Raw genomic sequence first — 19,307 nt, 5'->3', positions numbered from 1 at the left:
GTCCTTTTTAATGACTGACGTTATCGACTGCAATGCTTTCACCGCTGACATCAGCGTAGAACGCTTGGCGCTTGGCGATCAGCCGGTACAACAGCCCTGCAATACCGGCGCCAAACAACCAGGAAAACGGCGAGACACTGGCAAACCCCGGCAACAGCGCCAGCAGGATGGCGATCACCGCCGCAGGAATAAATGCCGCCACCGCGCGCATGTTCACGCCACGGCTGTAGTAATAAACGCCATTCGGGTCTTCGCTGTACAGTTGCGGCACGTCGACCTGGCTTTTACGGATCAGCCAGTAATCGACCATGATCACCCCGTACAACGGCCCGAGCAGCGCGCCCAGGCCGGAAAGGAAATACACGATCACCAGCGGGCTGTTGTAGAGGTTCCACGGCAGGATCAGCACCGCCACGGCTGCGCTGATCAACCCGGCGCGGCGGAAGTTCAGGTACTTGGGCGCCAGGTTGCTCAGCACAAAGGCCGGGGCGACGAAGTTGGCCATGATGTTCACCGCCACGGTGACGATCAGGAACGCCAGGCAGCCGAGTACCAGGAAGAACGTATTGGGGATCGCCGCGATGATCTCGGTCGGGCTTTCGATCACCCGGCCATTGAGCTGGAACTGCCCGCCGCAGAGCAACACGGTGATGGCGGCGAACACCAGGATGTTCACCGGCAGGCCCCAGAAGTTGCCGACCTGGATGGTCCTGCGGCACGGCGAAGAGCGTGCGAAGTCGCAGAAGTTGAGGATCAACGTACCGTAGATCGCCAGCCACAGCGCGCCGCCGGCAAAGATATTGCGCCACATCTCGCCACCGGTGAGCGGCTCGCGGATCGACCAGGCGATGTGGCCGTCGGCCTGGAAGTACATCCAACCGGCCAGCGAAGCGACGGTCAGCAAAATCACCGGCCCGGCGAAGCCTTCGTAGCGACGCACGGTTTCCATGCCGTAGGCCAGGATCACCAGTTGCACGAACCAGATCGTCACAAAGCACGCCCAGCCCAGGCTCGACAGGCCCAGGATCGAGTTGTGGTCATAGTCGGCAAACCCCGGATGAATCGCCGTCAGCAATACTCGGAACACCACCGAGGCCAGGTAGGTCTGGATACCAAACCAGGCAATCGCAATAACCGCACGGATCAAGGCCGGAATCTGTGCGCCGTGAATGCCGAAGCTGATGCGGCTGATCACCGGAAACGGCACCCCGGTCTTCTGCCCCATATAACCCGACAAGTTCATGAAGAAGTACACCAGCGCCGCGCCGATCCCCAGGGATAACAGAATCTGCCAGCCACCCAGGCCCAGCGCATATAAGCCAATGGCGAACGAGTAATTGGCGATGTTGTGTACGTCGTTGGTCCATAACGCAAAGATGCTGTAGCGCCCCCAGCGTCGGCCTTCGACCTTGGTCGGCGCCAGGTCCCGGTTGTGCAGGCGCGGGCTGAGTACCAGCGGGCCGGGGCTCGCGGCCTCGGGGTTGAGGGCGGAGGAGGGCAGATCCAGTGCGAGGGTGTTCGAGAGGCGTGTACGCATTCCGGCAGGCTCCAGCACTGCTGCAGCAAAGCCGCAGCGGGAAAGTGTATGTATGTTTTGTATTTATTGTATACAAAGCGTACTTCACCTTAAGCCACATACGTGCCAGTTTTCGATCTATGAAAACCTTGGTTAATTTCGTTTTTATAGGTTCTATAAATAACTGACTGAATTCAAAGCGATATAAATTGACCGTTTGAACAGGTATTTATTTTTGACGGGGCAGAACCTCTGTTTAGAGGATAAACAGCGGCAGAGAGGAGATGTTACGTTTTGGTGCGAAGGTCGATGGATTGCACACATAAATGGCACCGATGGTTACATTTGTGTGTACATTTTTACGCTCGGCACAAAACAAATGTGGGAGGGGGCTTGCTCCCCCTCCCACATGGTTGACTGCGTCAGCGCTTAGGCCTTGCTGATGAGATTCCCGGCATGCAGCCCGCATTCCTTCTGCGTGGCTTCTTCCCACCACCAGCGGCCTTCGCGCTCGTGCTGGTTCGGCAACACCGGGCGGGTGCAGGGCTCGCAGCCGATGCTGATAAAACCGCGCTCGTGCAGGCTGTTGTACGGCAGCTCCAGCATGCGGATGTAACTCCAGATCTCTTCGCTGGTCATCTGCGCCAGTGGGTTGAACTTGTACAGGGTGCGTTCCGGGGTGGAGAAGGCCGTGTCGATTTCCAGCGCAGCCACTTGGCTGCGGGTGCCGGGGCTCTGATCGCGGCGCTGGCCGGTAGCCCAGGCGCGCACGCCGGAGAGCTTGCGGCGCAGCGGCTCGATCTTGCGCACGCCGCAGCATTCGCCATGGCCGTCTTTGTAGAAGCTGAACAAGCCTTTCTCTTTGACGAAGGGTTCCAGTTTGCTCTGGTCCGGCGAGATCAGCTCGATGTCGATCTTGTAGAACTCGCGCACCTGTTCGATGAAACGGTAGGTCTCCGGGTGCAGGCGGCCGGTGTCGAGGCTGAACACCTTGACGTTCTTGTTCAGCTTCCAGGCCATGTCCACCAGCACCACATCCTCGGCACCGCTGAAGGAAATCCACAGGTCATCGCCGAACTGGCTGAACGCCAGCTTGAGAATGTCCTGGGCAGATTTGTTGGCATAGGTCGTGGCGAGTTCAACGACATCGAAGGCTTGGTTCATCAGGACGGTTCCTACAGGTCAGTGGCGCTGAGCGCTCTATAGGAGAGTGATGGTATCAAAATCCGCCCTGCGTTGCGGCCGCCGCCTTGAATCGCTAGAGTTCGGCAGTCTTTTTGCTCGCTCGACTTGAACAATACAAATAGGAGTGTCTCGTGGAAATTGCCTGTCTCGACCTGGAAGGGGTATTGGTTCCGGAAATCTGGATCGCTTTCGCCGAAAAAACCGGTATTGAATCCCTGCGGGCGACCACCCGGGACATTCCCGACTACGACGTGCTGATGAAGCAACGCCTGCGCATCCTCGACGAACACGGGCTCAAGCTCGCCGATATCCAGGAAGTGATCGCTACCCTCAAGCCGCTGGACGGTGCCATCGAGTTCGTCAACTGGCTGCGCGAGCGCTTCCAGGTGGTGATTCTGTCGGACACCTTCTACGAATTCTCCCAGCCGCTGATGCGCCAGCTGGGGTTCCCGACCCTGTTGTGCCACCGCCTGATCACTGACGAAACCGACCGCGTGGTCAGCTACCAACTGCGCCAGAAAGACCCCAAGCGCCAGTCGGTGCTGTCGTTCAAGAGCCTGTACTACCGCGTGATCGCTGCCGGTGATTCGTACAACGACACCAGCATGCTGGGCGAGGCCGACCGCGGGATTCTGTTCCATGCGCCGGAGAATGTGATCCGCGAGTTCCCGCAGTTCCCGGCGGTGCATACGTTTGAAGAGCTGAAGAACGAGTTCATCAAGGCTTCGAACCGGCCGTTGAGCCTGTAAGTCGTTCCGCGCAGTTGGCGGCCCCATCGCGAGCAAGCCCGCTCCCACATTCGACCGCGTTTATCCTCTGGAAACGCGGTCGAATGTGGGCGCGGGCCTACAGCCGCCTGAGTTCTTAAGCCCCTGCCAGCAACCGCTCATACGGGATGCTCAAGCCTTCATGCAGGCGCTTGATCATCGACAGGCTCAGCTTGCGCTTGCGGTTGAGCACTTCGGACACCCGGCCGCTGGTGCCGATGAAGGCCTCCAGGTCGCGCGCCGTCATGCCGAGTTGCTCCATGCGAAAGCGGATGGCTTCCACCGGGTCCGACGGCGGCATCGGATAATGTTCGGCCTCATACTTTTCAATGAGGACCGCAAGAATTTCCAGCTCATCGCCCTCAGGCGAGCCGATTGGCGCTTCCCATATCTGTTCGACGCGTGCGAGCGCGGCGGTGAGGTCTTCTTGGGAATGTATGGGTTTGATGTTCATCACACGGTCTCCGCGTTGATCTGATCGTACTGTGCGTGGGTTCCCACGAAACGTATGAACCCAAGCTGACGCTGATAATTGATCGCCATGATCACTCGATACCGGTTGCCGCCCACGTTGAATACAACCCTGCTGCCTTTGAGGATGCTCGCGGTTCCGAGCTCCGCCTTGAGCGCTTGCGGCGTTGGGTATGCAGCCTTCTCCATATGGCGATACAACTCGACCAGCGGTGTTTTGGCGTCGATACAAGCTGGGTGGCTCTCCCAGAAGAGACGTAAGGCCGAGAACGCGATTATCCGCATGAGTCAGACCTCCCAATTTGGGAGATATTAGGCTCAGGCAAGTGCAGATGCAATCTTGGAAATATTTTCTGACGAGTAAGCAATCGCTTCATGTGATCCTTCACAGATGGCGGGTGGACGGTCGAAACCGGACGCTATCCTCCGGTTCACAGGCCGTCCACAGCGGTTCTGATTCAGGTTTTTTCCGCGCTCGGGCGCTACGTCCCGAAGCCAGGAAGGGCGCTGCGCTAGAGGCTTTCCAGCGTTTGTAACAACACCCGCACCTTGGTCAGCGACTCCTGATATTCCGCCTGCCATTGCGAGTCGGCGACGATCCCGCCGCCGCCCCAGCAGCACACCTGGCCGTCCTTGACCAGCAGGCTGCGGATGGCGATGGAGCTGTCCATCTCGCCACGCACGTCCAGGTACACCAGCGAGCCGCAGTACAGCCCGCGGCGGGTTGGCTCCAGTTCGTCGATGATCTGCATTGCGCGGATCTTCGGTGCGCCGGTGATGGAGCCGCCAGGGAAGCTGCCGGCGATCAGATCCAGGGCGTCCTTGTCGTCGGCCAATTCGCCGGTGACGCTGCTGACCAAGTGATGCACGTTGGGGTAGCTTTCCAGGCTGAACAACTCCGGCACTTTCACCGAGCCGGTGCGGCAGGTGCGCCCGAGGTCGTTGCGCAACAGATCGACGATCATCAGGTTCTCGGCACGATCCTTGGGGCTGGCCAGCAGTTCGGCGGCGTTGGCGGCGTCTTCTTCAGGCGTCAGGCCGCGCGGGCGGGTGCCTTTGATCGGGCGGGTTTCGACCTGGCGCTGGCTGATCCTGACGAAACGTTCCGGCGACAGGCTCAGTACCGCGCCGTCATCCGGCAGGCTCTGGAACCCGGAAAATGGCGTCGGGCAGGCTTCGCGCAAGGCGCAGTAGGCCGCCCACGGATCGCCGCTGCACGCTGCGCGAAAGCGCTGCGTGAAGTTGACCTGGTAGCAGTCGCCCGCGCGGATATAGTCGTGGATGCGGGCGATGGCCTGCGCGTAGGTCTGGGCGCTGATGTCGGGGGCCATGGGGCCGTGGAGCTTGAAGTTGGCGGCTATCTCGGCGGCTGGCTGGCTGAACAGCTTGATCAGTCGCTGCCGCTCGCCATCGGCCAGTGTCGGGTGAAACACCAACTGGCTGGTCTGCGCCTGGTGATCGCTGACCAGGGCCCAGGCGTACAGCCCAAAACGTGCGTCCGGCAGGTGCAGATCGTCCACCGCGTGGTGCGGTAACTGTTCCAGGTGCCGGCCGAAATCGTAGCTCAGGTAACCGATCAGGCCGCCGGCGAACGGCAACTCGTAGCCGGCCGGCAATGCCGCCTCACCCAACTGTGTAAGGTTTTCCCGCAGGCGTTGCAGGAACTCGCTGCCGCTCTCGTCAGACTGCACCGCCAGCGTCGCTTCGGGCCAGGCGCTGAGCAGGTCATAACGGCCCCGCTCGGCGGTCGGGCGGCCGCTGTCCAATAGCACCGCGCCAGGGGCATGGCGAATCGCCGCAAAATACTCGGCGGGGTTGGCCCGGTAGGGCAGTGGGTGTACGGAACAGGTCGACATGCGGGGTGGATCAGCTGATGGCGTGGGGGAGGGGATTGTAGACCCCCGTAGGATTTGGTCCTAGGGGGGATGTCGGGGATAGACAGATCGAAGGCCGGCTCAGCCTTCGACGGCGGGGATGTGCCCGAACATGGCCTGCACGAATTTCACTCGTTCTTCCGGCGTTTCCGTCACGCCGGCAGCTTTCAGGGTTTCCAGTCGTGCCTCGACCGCGTGGGTGCGCAGGGTCAGGCCGCAGTCGTTGGCGATCTGGATATTCAGCCCCGGCCGCGCATTCAGTTCGAGGATCAGTGGGCCTTTTTCCTGGTCCAGTACCATGTCCACGCCGATGTAGCCCAGCCCGCACAGCTCATAGCAGCCGGCGGCGAGTTTCATGAAACCGTCCCAGTTGGGCAGTTGCACGCCATCCACCGCGTTAGTGGTGTCAGGGTGTTTGGTGATGATGTTGTTCAGCCAGGTGCCGCGCAGGGTCAGGCCGGTGGCCAGGTCGACGCCCACGCCGATCGCGCCCTGGTGCAGGTTGGCCTTGCCGCCGGACTGGCGGGTCGGCAAGCGCAGCATGGCCATCACCGGGTAGCCCATCAGCACGATGATGCGGATATCCGGCACGCCTTCGTAGCTGATGCTCTTGAAAATCTGGTCGGGCACCACGCGGTACTCGATCAGCGCGCGGTCGCGGTGGCCGCCCAGGGAGTACAGGCCGGTGAGGATGCTGGAAATCTGATGCTCGATTTCCTCATGGCTGATGATCTTGCCGGACACCGTGCGATAACGCCCCTCAAAGCGGTCGGCGATGACGAGGATGCCGTCACCGCCGGCGCCCTGGGCCGGCTTGATCACGAAGTCGTTGCGTCCACCGATGATCTCGTCGAGCTTGTCGATTTCCTTCTCGGTGGAAATCACCCCGTACATTTCCGGCACATGGATGCCGGCCGCCAGCGCGCGTTCCTTGGTGATGATCTTGTCATCCACGATCGGGTACAGGCTGCGCTTGTTGTACTTGAGCACGTAGTCCGCATTACGCCGGTTGATGCCCATGATGCCCCGCGCTTCCAGGGCCTTCCAGGTCTTCCAGAAGCCGAACATTACGAGTCAGCCTTGAGGAAGGCCTTGAAGCGCACCAGCTCGGTCAGGCGGTAGCCGCGATAACGCCCCATGGCCAGCATGAAGCCCACCAGGATCAGCAGGATCGCCGGGAAGGTGAACACAAAGTAGACCAGCTCCGGCACGCTCATGATCAGGTGCGCCAGGGACGCCGCGAACAGCGTGCCGATCGCCACTTTCAGCGCATGGCTGGCGCCGCGTTCTTCCCAGGTGATCGACAGGCGTTCGATGGTCATGGTCAGAATCACCATCGGGAACAGCGCCACCGACAGCCCGCGCTCCAGCCCCAGTTTATGGCTGAACAGGCTGATGGCCGCGATCAGCACCACCACGAAGGTCAGCACCACCGACAGCCTCGGCAGCATCTGCAACTTCAGGTGTTCCAGGTACGAGCGTAGCGACAAGCCCAGCGCGGTGATGATCGTAAACAGCACAATCCCGAAGCCCAACTGAGTCTCGCGGAACGCCAGGGCGATCAGCACCGGGGTAAATGTGCCCAGGGTCTGCAGGCCGATCAGGTTGCGCAGGATCAGGATCACCAGCACGCCGATCGGGATCATCACCATGATCATGAAGGTCTGCTGGGTTTGCAGCGGCAGGCCGTACAGCGAGTATTCGAGGAAGTTGGCGTCGGTGTTTTCGTCGGTCAGCTTGGCCAGGCGGATCGCGTTCATTTCGCTGTTGTTCAGGCTGAAGGTGACCATGGCTTTCTTGCCGCCATCGACGGTGATCAGGTTTTCATCGCCGGTCCACCACAACAGGCGGTCGGCGGGCAGGCCTGGTTCGCCGGTTTCCGGGTTGAAGTACAGCCAGTCATTGCCATTGAAGCTGCGCAGCCACAGTTCCGGGGTTTGCGGCTGGTCGGCGACGAGGCGGATGGTGTGGACCTTTTCCACCGGCACGTGGGCGATGGACAGCAGCAGTTCGACGATCTTGGCCTTGTGCGGCGTCGAGGGGTCGCCCGCCAGCAGCAGCTTGACGTTGTCGTCGTTGAGGTTGTTGGTGCGCTTGATGGCTTCGGTAATAAAGGTTTCCACATCGGCCGAGTGCTGGCGGATCGGCGCGAGCAGGGCTTCGGCGGCGATTTTTTCCGGGCCTTCCACGGCGATGCTGTCGCGGAAGGTCGGGCCCTTGATCTTGACCTTTTCACCGCTGTAACGCTTGGTCAGCACCAGGCGGTAATACAGGGTCTGCTTGCCCTTGGCCCGGCGCGCCGACCAGGTGACCTTGCGGTTGCCATCGATGCGGTTGACGCTGACCCCGTAGTTATTCGAGATGAAACTCTCATTGAGGCTGACGAAGTCGCGGCTTAGGGGCGGCACGAACATCTGGATCTTCACCGGGTCTTTCGGGTTGGCGACGAACTCGACCTTGGCGTCGATGTTCCACAAGTCGTCGGTGGCGTCCTCGGTGACGGGAATGCCCAGCACGAAGATCTGGTAGGCGGTGACCGAAATACCCAGCACCACCAGGAGGGTGATGAGGATTTTCAGGTGCAGGGTCAGAGAGCGCATTCGGTTTACTCGGCGGTATGAGCGTCGGCGGCGCAGGCAGGTTTGCCCGCTGCGTATTTAAGACTGGGGTCGACCAGCGCATCAAAGCGTTTCAGCGCTTCGGAGCCGATCAGCAGCGGGTATTGGAAAGCGCTGCGGTCAGTCAAGTTCACTTCGATGCTGCGTAAAGCGCTGCCCATGCAGATATCCAGGGCAATCACCGGACGGGCGGTGTAGTTCTTGTCCTCATCGGGGTCGTAATCACCGGCGCGGCGCTTGATCTTGCTGACGCGGGCCAGTGGGCGTTCGATGGGGTGGGAATGGGCAGTGTCGATGGCCAGGTAGAAGCGTACCCAGGATTCGCCGTTGCGCTTGAAGCGTTTGATATCGCGGGCGCTCAACGAGGCGGTCTTGGCGCCGGTGTCGAGTTTGGCCGCCACTTCCAGGTCGATATCCGCCAGCTTGGCGTATTCGTTGAGGCCATACACGGTCTTCTCGGCGGCAGCGCATAGCCCCGGCATAAGTCCTGGTATGAACAGTAGGCAAAACAATCGGGGGAAGGGCTTGAGTCTCATAAATCCTGAGGCGGTGCAGTGCGATGTTCAATTCAAGGCGACTGGCATTGCTGCGCAAGCTCCCTCGTGCGCCGTTTCATCAAGAGATGTCAGGCAAAAGCGGCGTCTATTCTAACATGATGCTTTTTTGGCGCCAGCGCTGGCAGGCGGCCATGCCCTTGTTGCTTACAACGGCGGTTATTAGACGATTGTCGACAATGTTGATTTATTCTTTGACTAAGTAGGGCTTATTGGCTAGTTTTTGCGGCATTGCTTTTAAAGGTGTCGACAATATGCTGGATCAATCGGAAGCTCCGGTGGTCTCCCCGGAAGAATCCCAGACAATGTCGGAGAACGTCTTTAGGCGTATACAGGCCGCTATCGTCAAAGGCGAGATCGCCCCCGGCAGCAAGATCTCCGAGCCGGAACTGGCGCGCACCTACGGCATCAGCCGCGGCCCGTTGCGTGAGGCGATTCACCGTCTCGAAGGCCAGCGCCTGCTGGTGCGCGTGCCCCATGTGGGCGCTCGCGTGGTGTCGTTGAGTCACGCGGAACTGATCGAACTCTATGAAATCCGCGAATCCCTCGAAGGCATGGCGTGCCGCCTGGCTGCCGAGCGCATGACCGATGCGGAGATCGAAGAACTGCGCCAGGTGCTGCACACCCACGAACGGGATGCGGCGTTCCAGGCGGGTGTCGGCTATTACCAGCAGGAAGGCGACTTCGACTTTCATTACCGGATCATCCAGGGTGCGGGCAACCGCACCTTGACCCAAATGCTCTGCGGCGAGCTGTACCAGTTGGTGCGTATGTACCGCATCCAGTTCTCCGCGACCCCCAATCGTCCACGCCAGGCCTTTGCCGAGCATCACCGTATTCTTGACGCGATCGCCGATCGCGACGGTGAACTGGCCGAGTTGTTGATGCGTCGTCACATCGGCGCCTCCAAACGCAATATCGCCCGCCACTTCCCAGGCGGTGCTCCCCAGACAGCCACTCAGCGAGGTGAGTCATGAGTTCCAATAACAACCGCACTCCAGGCCAGCGTTTCCGTGACGCGGTCGCCAGCGAACACCCATTGCAGGTGGTCGGCACGATCAATGCCAACCACGCACTGCTGGCCAAGCGCGCCGGTTTCAAGGCGATCTACCTGTCGGGTGGCGGGGTGGCCGCGGGCTCCCTCGGCGTGCCGGACCTGGGCATCACCGGCCTCGATGACGTGCTGACCGACGTGCGCCGCATCACCGACGTGTGCGACCTGCCGCTGCTGGTGGACGTGGACACCGGTTTCGGTTCCTCGGCGTTCAACGTGGCACGCACCGTCAAGTCGATGATCAAGTTCGGCGCCGCGGCCATCCATATCGAAGACCAGGTCGGCGCCAAGCGCTGCGGTCATCGCCCGAACAAAGAAATCGTGTCCCAGCAGGAAATGGTCGACCGCATCAAGGCCGCCGTGGATGCGCGCACCGATGACAGCTTCGTGATCATGGCGCGTACCGATGCGCTGGCCGTCGAAGGCCTGGAATCCGCCCTGGACCGCGCCGCCGCCTGCATCGAGGCCGGCGCCGACATGGTGTTCCCGGAAGCCATCACCGAGCTGGACATGTACAAGCTGTTCGCGTCAAAGGTAAAGGCGCCGATCCTGGCTAACATTACCGAATTCGGTGCAACCCCGTTGTACACCGTCGATCAACTGAAATCTGCCGATGTTTCCATCGTGCTGTACCCGCTCTCGGCCTTCCGCGCCATGAACAAGGCCGCCGAAAACGTCTACACCGCGATCCGTCGCGACGGCACCCAACAGAACGTGATCGACACCATGCAAACCCGCATGGAGCTTTACGATCGCATCGACTACCACACCTTCGAGCAGAAGCTCGACGCGCTGTTCGCCGCCAAGAAGTAACGAACGCGCCTCCCGGATAACTACAAAATTGGAGAGTAACCATGGCTGAAGCAAAAGTACTGAGCGGCGCTGGCCTGCGTGGCCAGGTGGCCGGGCAGACTGCACTGTCCACCGTGGGCCAGGCCGGTGCCGGCCTGACCTATCGCGGCTACGACGTGCGCGAACTGGCCGCTGATGCGCAGTTCGAAGAAGTCGCCTACCTGCTGCTGTACGGCGAATTGCCGACCAAGACCGAACTGGCTGCCTACAGCGCCAAGCTGAGCAAGCTGCGTGACCTGCCCCAGGCGCTCAAGGAAGTGCTCGAGCGCATCCCGGCCGACGCCCACCCGATGGACGTGATGCGTACCGGTTGCTCGTTCCTCGGCAATCTCGAGCCGGAGCAGGACTTCAGCGTACAGCGCGATGTCACCGACCGTCTGCTCGCTGCCTTCCCGGCGATCATGTGCTACTGGTACCGCTTCAGCCATGACGGCAAACGCATCGACTGTGTGACCGACGAACCTTCCATCGGTGGTCACTTCCTGCACCTGCTGCACGGCAAGGCGCCGAGCGAGTTGCACGTCAAAGTGATGAACGTGTCGCTGATCCTGTACGCCGAGCACGAATTCAACGCGTCGACCTTTACCGCGCGTGTCTGCGCGTCGACCCTGTCTGACTTGTATTCGTGCATCACCGCCGCCATCGGTTCGCTGCGCGGCCCGCTGCACGGCGGCGCCAACGAAGCGGCGATGGAAATGATCGAGCGCTTCTTGTCGGCCGAGGACGCCGTCGACGGCACCCTCGCCATGCTGGCGCGCAAGGACAAGATCATGGGCTTCGGTCACGCGATCTACAAAGACAGCGACCCGCGTAATGAAGTGATCAAGGGCTGGTCGAAACTGCTCGCCGAAGAAGTGGACGACAAAGTGTTGTTCCCGGTCTCCGAAGCCATCGACAAGGTCATGTGGGAGCAGAAGAAGTTGTTCCCCAACGCCGACTTCTACCATGCCTCGGCGTACCACTTCATGGGCATCCCGACCAAGCTGTTCACCCCGATCTTCGTGTGCTCGCGCCTCACCGGCTGGGCCGCGCATGTGTTCGAACAGCGCGCCAACAACCGCATCATCCGTCCAAGCGCTGAGTACATCGGCGTCGAACAGCGCAAGTTCGTGCCAATCGAACGTCGCTGAAGGCCGACGATTCCAGGATTGAAATGAGGTCAAAAGGTGGGGGGGCTTGCCCCCTCCCACATTTGAATCGCATTTCAAATCTGGATCAGTGGGTTCTTTTTGTAATCACCGTGACCGAGTCCTGACGATGAACACTGAATTTCGCAAATCGCTCCCCGGCAGCCGCCTCGATTACTTCGACGCCCGCGCGGCTGTCGATGCAATCACCCCCGGCGCCTACGCCACCTTGCCTTACACCTCCCGCGTACTCGCGGAAAACCTGGTGCGTCGTTGCGACCCGGCCACCCTCAACGCTTCCCTGAGCCAACTGATCGAGCGCAAGCGCGACCTCGACTTCCCTTGGTTCCCGGCGCGGGTGGTGTGCCATGACATCCTCGGCCAGACCGCCCTGGTCGACCTCGCCGGCCTGCGCGATGCCATCGCCCTGCAAGGCGGCGACCCGGCCCAGGTCAACCCGGTGGTGCCGACCCAACTGATCGTCGACCACTCCCTGGCCGTCGAAGCCGGTGGTTTCGACCCGGACGCGTTCGAGAAAAACCGCGCCATCGAAGACCGCCGCAACGAAGACCGCTTCCACTTTATCGAGTGGACCAAAAAAGCCTTCAAGAACGTCGACGTGATCCCGCCGGGCAACGGCATCATGCACCAGATCAACCTGGAGAAAATGTCTCCGGTGATCCAGGTGCGTGACGGCGTGGCCTTCCCCGACACCTGCGTCGGCACCGACAGCCACACCCCGCACGTGGATGCCCTCGGCGTGATCGCCATCGGCGTCGGCGGCCTCGAAGCCGAGAGCGTGATGCTCGGCCGCGCCTCGTGGATGCGCCTGCCGGAAAGCGTCGGCGTGGAGCTGACGGGCAAGCTGCAACCCGGTATCACCGCCACCGACATGGTGCTGGCGCTGACCGAGTTCCTGCGTCAACAGAAAGTGGTGGGCGCATGGCTCGAGTTCTTCGGCGAAGGTGCATCGGCACTGACCCTGGGCGACCGCGCGACCATCTCCAACATGGCCCCGGAATACGGCGCCACCGCGGCGATGTTCTACATCGACCCGCAGACCATCGCCTACCTGAAACTCACTGGCCGTGAAGACGCACAAGTCGCCCTGGTCGAGCAGTACGCTCGCCAGACCGGCCTGTGGGCCGACGACCTCAAGGGCGCGAAATACGAGCGCGGCTTGACCTTCGACCTGTCCAGCGTCGTGCGCAACATGGCCGGCCCGAGCAACCCGCACGCCCGTGTCGCCACCAGCGACCTCGCCGCCAAAGGCATCTCCGGCCAGTGGGAAGAAGTACCGGGGCAAATGCCCGACGGTGCGGTCATCATTGCCGCGATCACCAGTTGCACCAACACCAGCAACCCGCGCAACGTGATCGCCGCCGGCCTCCTGGCGCGCAACGCCAACAAGCTGGGGCTGAGCCGCAAGCCGTGGGTCAAATCGTCCCTGGCGCCCGGTTCGAAAACCGTGGCCATGTACCTCGAAGAAGCCGGCCTTGGGCACGAACTGGAAAAACTCGGTTTCGGCGTGGTGGCCTTTGCCTGCACCACCTGCAACGGTATGTCCGGTGCGCTCGACCCGGTGATCCAGCAAGAGATCATTGACCGCGACCTGTACGCCACCGCCGTGTTGTCGGGTAACCGCAACTTCGACGGGCGTATCCACCCGTATGCCAAGCAAGCGTTCCTGGCTTCGCCGCCGCTGGTGGTGGCCTATGCGATTGCCGGCACCATCCGTTTCGACATCGAGAAGGACGTACTGGGCCTCGACGCCAACGGCAAGGAAATCCGTCTGAAAGACATCTGGCCGAGCGACGAAGAAATCGACGCGGTGGTCAAGGCGTCGGTCAAGCCAGAGCAGTTCCGCAAAGTGTATATCCCGATGTTCGCGATCCACGAAGACACCGGCCCGAAAGTCGCGCCGTTGTATGAGTGGCGCCCGCAAAGCACCTATATCCGCCGTCCGCCGTACTGGGAAGGTGCGCTGGCCGGTGCGCGGCCGCTCAAGGGTATGCGCCCGCTGGCAGTGCTGCCGGACAACATCACCACCGACCACCTGTCGCCGTCCAACGCGATCATGCTCGACAGCGCCGCCGGCGAATACCTGGCGAAAATGGGCCTGCCGGAAGTCGACTTCAACTCCTACGCGACCCACCGCGGCGACCACCTGACCGCGCAACGCGCGACCTTCGCCAACCCGAAACTGTTCAACGAAATGGTCGTCGAGAACGGCAAGGTCAAGCAGGGTTCCCTGGCGCGCATCGAGCCGGAAGGCAAGGTCACACGCATGTGGGAAGCCATCGAAACCTACATGGAGCGCAAGCAGCCGCTGATCATCATCGCTGGCGCCGACTACGGTCAGGGTTCGTCCCGCGACTGGGCGGCCAAGGGCGTGCGCCTGGCGGGTGTGGAAGCGATTGCCGCCGAAGGTTTCGAACGCATTCACCGCACCAACCTGGTGGGCATGGGCGTGTTGCCGCTGGAGTTCCTGCCGGGCACCGACCGTCACACGTTGAAGATCGACGGCAGCGAAACCTATGACGTGGTCGGCGAACGCACCCCGCGCGCGCAGTTGACCCTGGTGATCAACCGCAAGAATGGCGAACGTGTCGAAGTGCCGGTGACCTGCCGCCTGGACACCGCTGAAGAAGTGTCGATCTACGAGGCGGGCGGCGTGTTGCAACGTTTTGCCCAGGACTTCCTGGAATCGGCGGCGACCGCCTGAAGAGGATAACCATGGCACACGTACCGCAAATCAAGATCCCCGCCACCTACATGCGTGGCGGCACCAGCAAGGGTGTGTTTTTCAGCGTCCAGAACCTGCCCGAGTCGGCGCAGGTCCCGGGTGCCGCACGCGATGCCCTGCTGTTGCGGGTGATCGGCAGCCCCGATCCCTATGACAAACAGATCGACGGCATGGGCGGCGCCACGTCGAGCACCAGCAAAACCGTGATCCTGGCCAAGAGCAGCCGCGCCGAGCATGACGTTGACTACCTGTTCGGCCAGGTCGCCATCGACAAACCGTTCGTCGACTGGAGCGGCAACTGCGGCAACCTGTCGGCGGCGGTGGGTTCCTTCGCCATCAGCGCGGGCCTGGTCGACCCGGCCCGCGTGCCCCGCAACGGCGTGGCCGTGGTGCGGATCTGGCAGGCCAATATCGGCAAGACCATCATCGCCCACGTACCGATCACCGACGGCGCGGTGCAGGAAACCGGCGACTTCGAACTGGACGGCGTGACCTTCCCGGCCGCCGAAGTGCAGTTGGAGTTCCTGGACCCGGCCGCTGAAGAAGAGGGCGGCGGTGGTTCGATGTTCCCCACCGGCAACCTGATCGATGACCTGGAGGTGCCGGGCGTCGGCACCTTCAAGGCCACGCTGATCAATGCGGGTATCCCGACAATCTTCATCAACGCGCAAGACCTGGGCTATACCGGTACCGAGCTGCAAGGCGCGATCAACGGCGACCCGAAAGCCCTGGCGATGTTCGAGACGGTGCGGGCCTATGGCGCGTTGCGCATGGGCCTGATCAAGCATCTGGACGAAGCCGCCCAGCGTCAGCACACGCCAAAGGTGGCCTTCGTGGCACCGCCTGCGGACTACGTGGCTTCCAGCGGCAAGGCGATCAAGGCCGGCGATATCGACCTGCTGGTGCGTGCCTTGTCCATGGGCAAGTTGCACCACGCGATGATGGGCACCGCAGCGGTGGCGATCGGCACGGCGGCGGCGATTTCCGGGACCTTGGTCAACCTCGCGGCGGGCGGGGTGGAACGCAACGCGGTGCGCTTCGGGCATCCGTCCGGCACCTTGCGGGTCGGCGCTGAAGCCACCCAGGTCAACGGCGAATGGGTGGTGAAGAAGGCCATCATGAGCCGTAGCGCGCGGGTGTTGATGGAAGGCTTTGTACGCGTCCCAGGCGACGCCTTCTAAAACCCAACACCAATCCCCTGTGGGAGGGGGCTTGCCCCCGATAGCGGTGTGAAGTCGACACATTCATTGACTGACCCACCGTCATCGGGGGCAAGCCCCCTCCCACAAGGGATCTCTATTCCAAGGCTGGCATCGAAGATCTGCTTCCAGTAACCGTGAGCCCGAGGACTGCCCCCCCACCCACTTTGGAGAACAGCCATGAGCGCCAACGTCGACCAGAACACCCGCCCCGACTACGACCAGGTTTTGCAGGGCATCGCTGACGGCGGGCGGCGCTGAAGCCACTCAAGTCAACGGCGAATGGGTGGTGAAGAAGGCCATCATGAGCCGTAGCGCGCGGGTGTTGATGGAAGGCTTTGTACGCGTCCCAGGCGACGCCTTCTAAGGCTCGATACACATCCAATGTGGGAGGGGGCTTGCCCCCGATAGCGGTGTACCAGTCGACACATTCATTGACTGACCCACCGTCATCGGGGGCAAGCCCCCTCCCACAAGGGATCTCTATTCCAAGGCAGGCATCGAAGATCTGCTTCCAGTAACCGTGAGCCCGAGGACTGACCCCCCACCCACTTTGGAGAACAGCCATGAGCGCCAACGTCGACCAGAACACCCGCCCCGACTACGACCAGGTTTTGCAGGACATCGCTGACTACGTCCTCAACTACCGGATCGACTCCCCAGCCGCGCTGGACACTGCGCGCAACTGCCTGATGGACACCCTCGGTTGCGGCCTGCTGGCGCTGCGGTTCCCGGAATGCACCAAGCACCTGGGGCCGCTGGTCGAGGGTACGGTGGTGCCGTTCGGCGCGCGGGTGCCGGGCACGTCGTTCCGGCTCGACCCGGTCAAGGCCGCCTGGGACATCGGCTGCATCGTGCGCTGGCTCGACTACAACGACACCTGGCTCGCCGCCGAATGGGGCCACCCCTCGGATAACCTCGGCGGCATCCTCGCCGTGGCCGATCACCTCTCGCAACGACGCGTGGCCAATGGCGACGCGCCGCTGACCGTGCGCGCAGTGCTGGAAGCGATGATCATGGCCCACGAGATCCAGGGTGTGATTGCCCTGGAAAACGCCTTCAACCGTGTCGGTCTCGACCATGTGCTGCTGGTGAAAGTCGCCTCGACGGCGGTCACCGCCAAGCTGATGGGCGCCAACCGCGAGCAACTGCTGTCGGCGCTGTCCCACGCCTTTGTCGACGGTCAGGCATTGCGCACCTATCGGCACGCACCGAATGCCGGTTCGCGCAAATCCTGGGCGGCGGGCGATGCCTCCAGTCGCGGTGTGCGGCTGGCAGACATCGCGCTGCGCAGCGAGATGGGCATCCCCGGGGTGTTGAGCGCGCCGCAATGGGGCTTCTACGACGTGCTGTTCAGCCACACCAACAAGGACCTGGCGCTCAAGCCCGAAGACAAGCGCACCTTCAGCCTGTCCCAACCCTACGGCACCTATGTGATGGAAAACGTGCTGTTCAAGATCAGCTTTCCCGCCGAGTTCCACGCGCAAACCGCCTGCGAAGCTGCGGTGACCTTGCACCCGCAGGTTGTGGATCGCCTGCACGACATCGAACGCATCGTGATCACCACCCATGAGTCGGCGATTCGGATCATTTCCAAGGTCGGCCCATTGGCCAATGCGGCCGACCGCGATCACTGCCTGCAATACATGACCGCCGTGCCGCTGGCCTTCGGCACGCTGGTGGCCGAGCAGTACGAAGATGAGTTCCACGCTGCGCACCCGATCATCGACGAGCTGCGCGAAAAGATGGTGATCGTCGAAGAGTCCCGCTACAGCCGCGAATACCTGGAGGCGGACAAACGTTCCATCGCCAACGCGGTGCAGGTGTTCTTCAACGATGGCACCCACACCGAGCAGGTCGCGGTGGAGTACCCGATTGGGCATCGTCGGCGCCGGGTGGACGGTATTCCGTTGCTGGAAGACAAGTTCAAGGCCAACCTGGCGACGCGCTTTACGGCCCAGCGCAGTGCCGAGATTTTTGCGTTGTGCAAGGATCAGGCGCGGCTTGAAGCGACGCCGGTGAATCGCTTTGTGGATTTATGGGTGATATGAACGCGCCGTGGTTGCGCACGCTCGCGAAGGGCAGGTTTTGACACTGACATACTTTGCGATTGATGCGTCCTACATCTTCGGAACCGTTTTCAGATAGAAGCCAATCAGGTGTCAGATGCCCTGCAGGCGCAGGTCATCTGGCAAGCGATGCTTGCGGATCAAACACCTGAATCTGAAAAGGCCCTTTTATGAATAGCGTAAACAATCGCCCGCCAATGCCCAACACCGTCGGCTATGACATGTCGCCGAACGCCAGGCTCCGTCGCGCCGACGAGAGCCTCAGAGTACCTGACAGTCCTCTGGCCAAGGCGTCGTCTGCGGCAAAAAACGCGGTACCCGCTCATCTGGAACACCTCTCTGGCCAGAACAAACAGTTGGCCGAAAAATATGATCAGATGGTCGCCAAGTTAACGCCGCAAATCATGAAGCTTCAGGAGCAAGTGAACCAGCTTGCGCAGCACCCCAAGGTGAAGGCAGCGTCTGGAAAAGAGGCGGCACCGTCGAACCCCAGTACTCGTGGTGATCCTGCGGCGAAGCAGAGCGGCACGTCGCCTGACGCGCGCGGCCGTATGGACAATACACAAGGGGCCGGGCGGGATGCTCCTCCCTCCCTTGAGCGCTTGACTGCCGAAAATAAGCAACTGGGCGATAGGCTCAATCAGCTGGAGTCCGGTTTCAATTCGGTCGTTAAAGGGCTTCAAGACCAGATCGGTGATTTGAGTAAGAGGTTGGGCGCGGATACTCCCCAGACCCGGATGCCTCCCGCAGCGCAGGGTCAGGGTCAGGCCAATCAGGGAGCTTCTTCCGGTCAGGGCAAGCAAGGCGCAGCACAGGGTCAGGGGCAGGCCAATCAGGGAGCTTCTTCCGGTCAGGGCAAGCAAGGCGCAGCACAGGGTCAGGGGCAGGCCAATCAGGGTGCTTCTTCCGGTCAAGGCAAGCAAGGCGCGGCGCAGGGTCAGGGTCAGGCCAATCAGGGTGCTTCTTCCGGCCAGGGCAAGCAAGGCGCAGCGCAGGGTCAGGGTCAGGCCAATCAGGGGGCTTCTTCGGGCCAAGGCAAGCAAGGCGCGGCGCAGTCCAACGAAAGCAACCCGTCGGCCCGGTCCGATGAATCAAACCAGGCGCCTCGTACCCTCGAGGATCTCGCACGCGACAATGAGCAACTTCGCACACGCATCGACCAGATGATGGCTGAATTTTCCAAGGTGATTTCCGAACTGCAGAAGCAAATCGAGCAGCTGAATAACCAGATCAAAGCGCTGAAGGGTTAAGTTCAGCGATAGAAAAACGGGTCAA

Annotated in this window: 16 protein-coding genes and 1 pseudogene; 9 read left to right on the top strand and 8 right to left on the bottom strand. The window is 61.5% G+C overall.

Annotated elements, in window-relative coordinates; genetic code table 11:
- Positions 1-7: 7 nt before the first annotated feature.
- Together JN756_RS24410 and JN756_RS24405 are read right to left on the bottom strand one after the other, a co-directional pair.
- Entirely contained in the window at positions 8-1,537 is a 1,530-nt protein-coding gene (locus tag JN756_RS24410; RefSeq protein WP_046382408.1) for an NCS1 family nucleobase:cation symporter-1, read from the bottom strand.
- A gap of 408 nt (positions 1,538-1,945) precedes the next feature.
- The gene (locus tag JN756_RS24405; RefSeq protein ID WP_017848483.1) at positions 1,946-2,680 is read right to left on the bottom strand and encodes a phosphoadenylyl-sulfate reductase; all 735 of its coding nucleotides are present in this window, start codon (positions 2,678-2,680) and stop codon (positions 1,946-1,948) included.
- 152 nt (positions 2,681-2,832) lie between these two features.
- On the opposite strand from JN756_RS24405, the gene thrH reads away from it, so the two are divergent.
- Positions 2,833-3,450 carry a bifunctional phosphoserine phosphatase/homoserine phosphotransferase ThrH gene (gene thrH, locus JN756_RS24400; protein ID WP_017848482.1) on the top strand — a complete coding sequence of 206 codons (618 nt, stop codon included), beginning with the start codon at positions 2,833-2,835 and terminating at the stop codon, positions 3,448-3,450.
- A 115-nt stretch (positions 3,451-3,565) separates the two neighbouring features.
- On the opposite strand, the gene JN756_RS24395 is transcribed toward thrH, so the two are convergent.
- From JN756_RS24395 to rloA, 6 genes are all read right to left on the bottom strand, one after another.
- On the bottom strand, positions 3,566-3,922 hold the full coding sequence (locus JN756_RS24395) for a helix-turn-helix domain-containing protein (protein WP_017848481.1): 357 nt from the start codon (positions 3,920-3,922) through the stop codon (positions 3,566-3,568).
- Positions 3,922-4,224 carry a type II toxin-antitoxin system HigB family toxin gene (locus JN756_RS24390; RefSeq protein WP_126588832.1) on the bottom strand — a complete coding sequence of 101 codons (303 nt, stop codon included), beginning with the start codon at positions 4,222-4,224 and terminating at the stop codon, positions 3,922-3,924. The genes JN756_RS24395 and JN756_RS24390 overlap by 1 nt, the downstream gene beginning before the upstream one ends.
- A 227-nt stretch (positions 4,225-4,451) precedes the next feature.
- Positions 4,452-5,795, bottom strand: a complete 1,344-nt coding sequence (pabB, locus tag JN756_RS24385; RefSeq protein WP_201021442.1) for an aminodeoxychorismate synthase component I — start codon at positions 5,793-5,795, stop codon at positions 4,452-4,454.
- Between the two features lie 99 nt (positions 5,796-5,894).
- The gene (locus JN756_RS24380; protein ID WP_079444515.1) at positions 5,895-6,881 is read right to left on the bottom strand and encodes an alpha-L-glutamate ligase-like protein; all 987 of its coding nucleotides are present in this window, start codon (positions 6,879-6,881) and stop codon (positions 5,895-5,897) included.
- Entirely contained in the window at positions 6,881-8,413 is a 1,533-nt protein-coding gene (gene rloB, locus JN756_RS24375) for an osmotic stress tolerance membrane protein RloB (RefSeq protein WP_046382414.1), read from the bottom strand. Before rloB ends, JN756_RS24380 begins: the two co-directional genes overlap by 1 nt.
- Before the next feature lie 5 nt (positions 8,414-8,418).
- Positions 8,419-8,967, bottom strand: a complete 549-nt coding sequence (gene rloA, locus JN756_RS24370; RefSeq protein WP_026140213.1) for a retropepsin-like aspartic peptidase RloA — start codon at positions 8,965-8,967, stop codon at positions 8,419-8,421.
- 272 nt (positions 8,968-9,239) lie between these two features.
- On the opposite strand from rloA, the gene JN756_RS24365 reads away from it, so the two are divergent.
- The 8 genes and pseudogenes from JN756_RS24365 (at position 9,240) to JN756_RS24330 (ending at position 19,282) form a co-directional block, all read left to right on the top strand.
- Positions 9,240-9,962, top strand: a complete 723-nt coding sequence (locus JN756_RS24365; protein ID WP_046382415.1) for a GntR family transcriptional regulator — start codon at positions 9,240-9,242, stop codon at positions 9,960-9,962.
- Positions 9,959-10,852, top strand: a complete 894-nt coding sequence (prpB, locus tag JN756_RS24360; protein ID WP_017848474.1) for a methylisocitrate lyase — start codon at positions 9,959-9,961, stop codon at positions 10,850-10,852. The genes JN756_RS24365 and prpB overlap by 4 nt, the downstream gene beginning before the upstream one ends.
- A gap of 41 nt (positions 10,853-10,893) precedes the next feature.
- Entirely contained in the window at positions 10,894-12,021 is a 1,128-nt protein-coding gene (gene prpC, locus JN756_RS24355; RefSeq protein ID WP_046382416.1) for a bifunctional 2-methylcitrate synthase/citrate synthase, read from the top strand.
- 127 nt (positions 12,022-12,148) lie between these two features.
- Complete coding sequence (acnD, locus tag JN756_RS24350; RefSeq protein ID WP_046382417.1) at positions 12,149-14,743, top strand: Fe/S-dependent 2-methylisocitrate dehydratase AcnD; 2,595 nt, start codon at positions 12,149-12,151, stop codon at positions 14,741-14,743.
- An 11-nt stretch (positions 14,744-14,754) separates the two neighbouring features.
- Positions 14,755-15,945: a 2-methylaconitate cis-trans isomerase PrpF gene (gene prpF / locus JN756_RS24345; protein ID WP_201021441.1), complete on the top strand. Its 1,191-nt coding sequence runs from the start codon at positions 14,755-14,757 to the stop codon at positions 15,943-15,945.
- 271 nt (positions 15,946-16,216) lie between these two features.
- Positions 16,217-16,330, top strand: a pseudogene (locus tag JN756_RS32140) (PrpF domain-containing protein); the annotation flags it as partial.
- A 199-nt stretch (positions 16,331-16,529) separates the two neighbouring features.
- A complete protein-coding gene (prpD, locus tag JN756_RS24335) occupies positions 16,530-18,014 on the top strand; it encodes a 2-methylcitrate dehydratase (RefSeq protein WP_201021440.1) in 1,485 nt (494 codons plus the stop codon).
- A 188-nt stretch (positions 18,015-18,202) separates the two neighbouring features.
- Positions 18,203-19,282 (top strand): hypothetical protein, encoded by a 1,080-nt coding sequence (locus JN756_RS24330; RefSeq protein ID WP_250690861.1) that lies wholly within the window; start codon positions 18,203-18,205, stop codon positions 19,280-19,282.
- Positions 19,283-19,307: the final 25 nt, after the last annotated feature.

The sequence above is a fragment of the Pseudomonas sp. Y39-6 genome (assembly GCF_023651955.1).
GTDB classification, from domain to species: Bacteria; Pseudomonadota; Gammaproteobacteria; order Pseudomonadales; family Pseudomonadaceae; genus Aquipseudomonas; species Aquipseudomonas veronii.
Note: the sequence above shows the minus strand (reverse complement) of the source record. Positions and strands in the feature narration are given on the sequence as shown.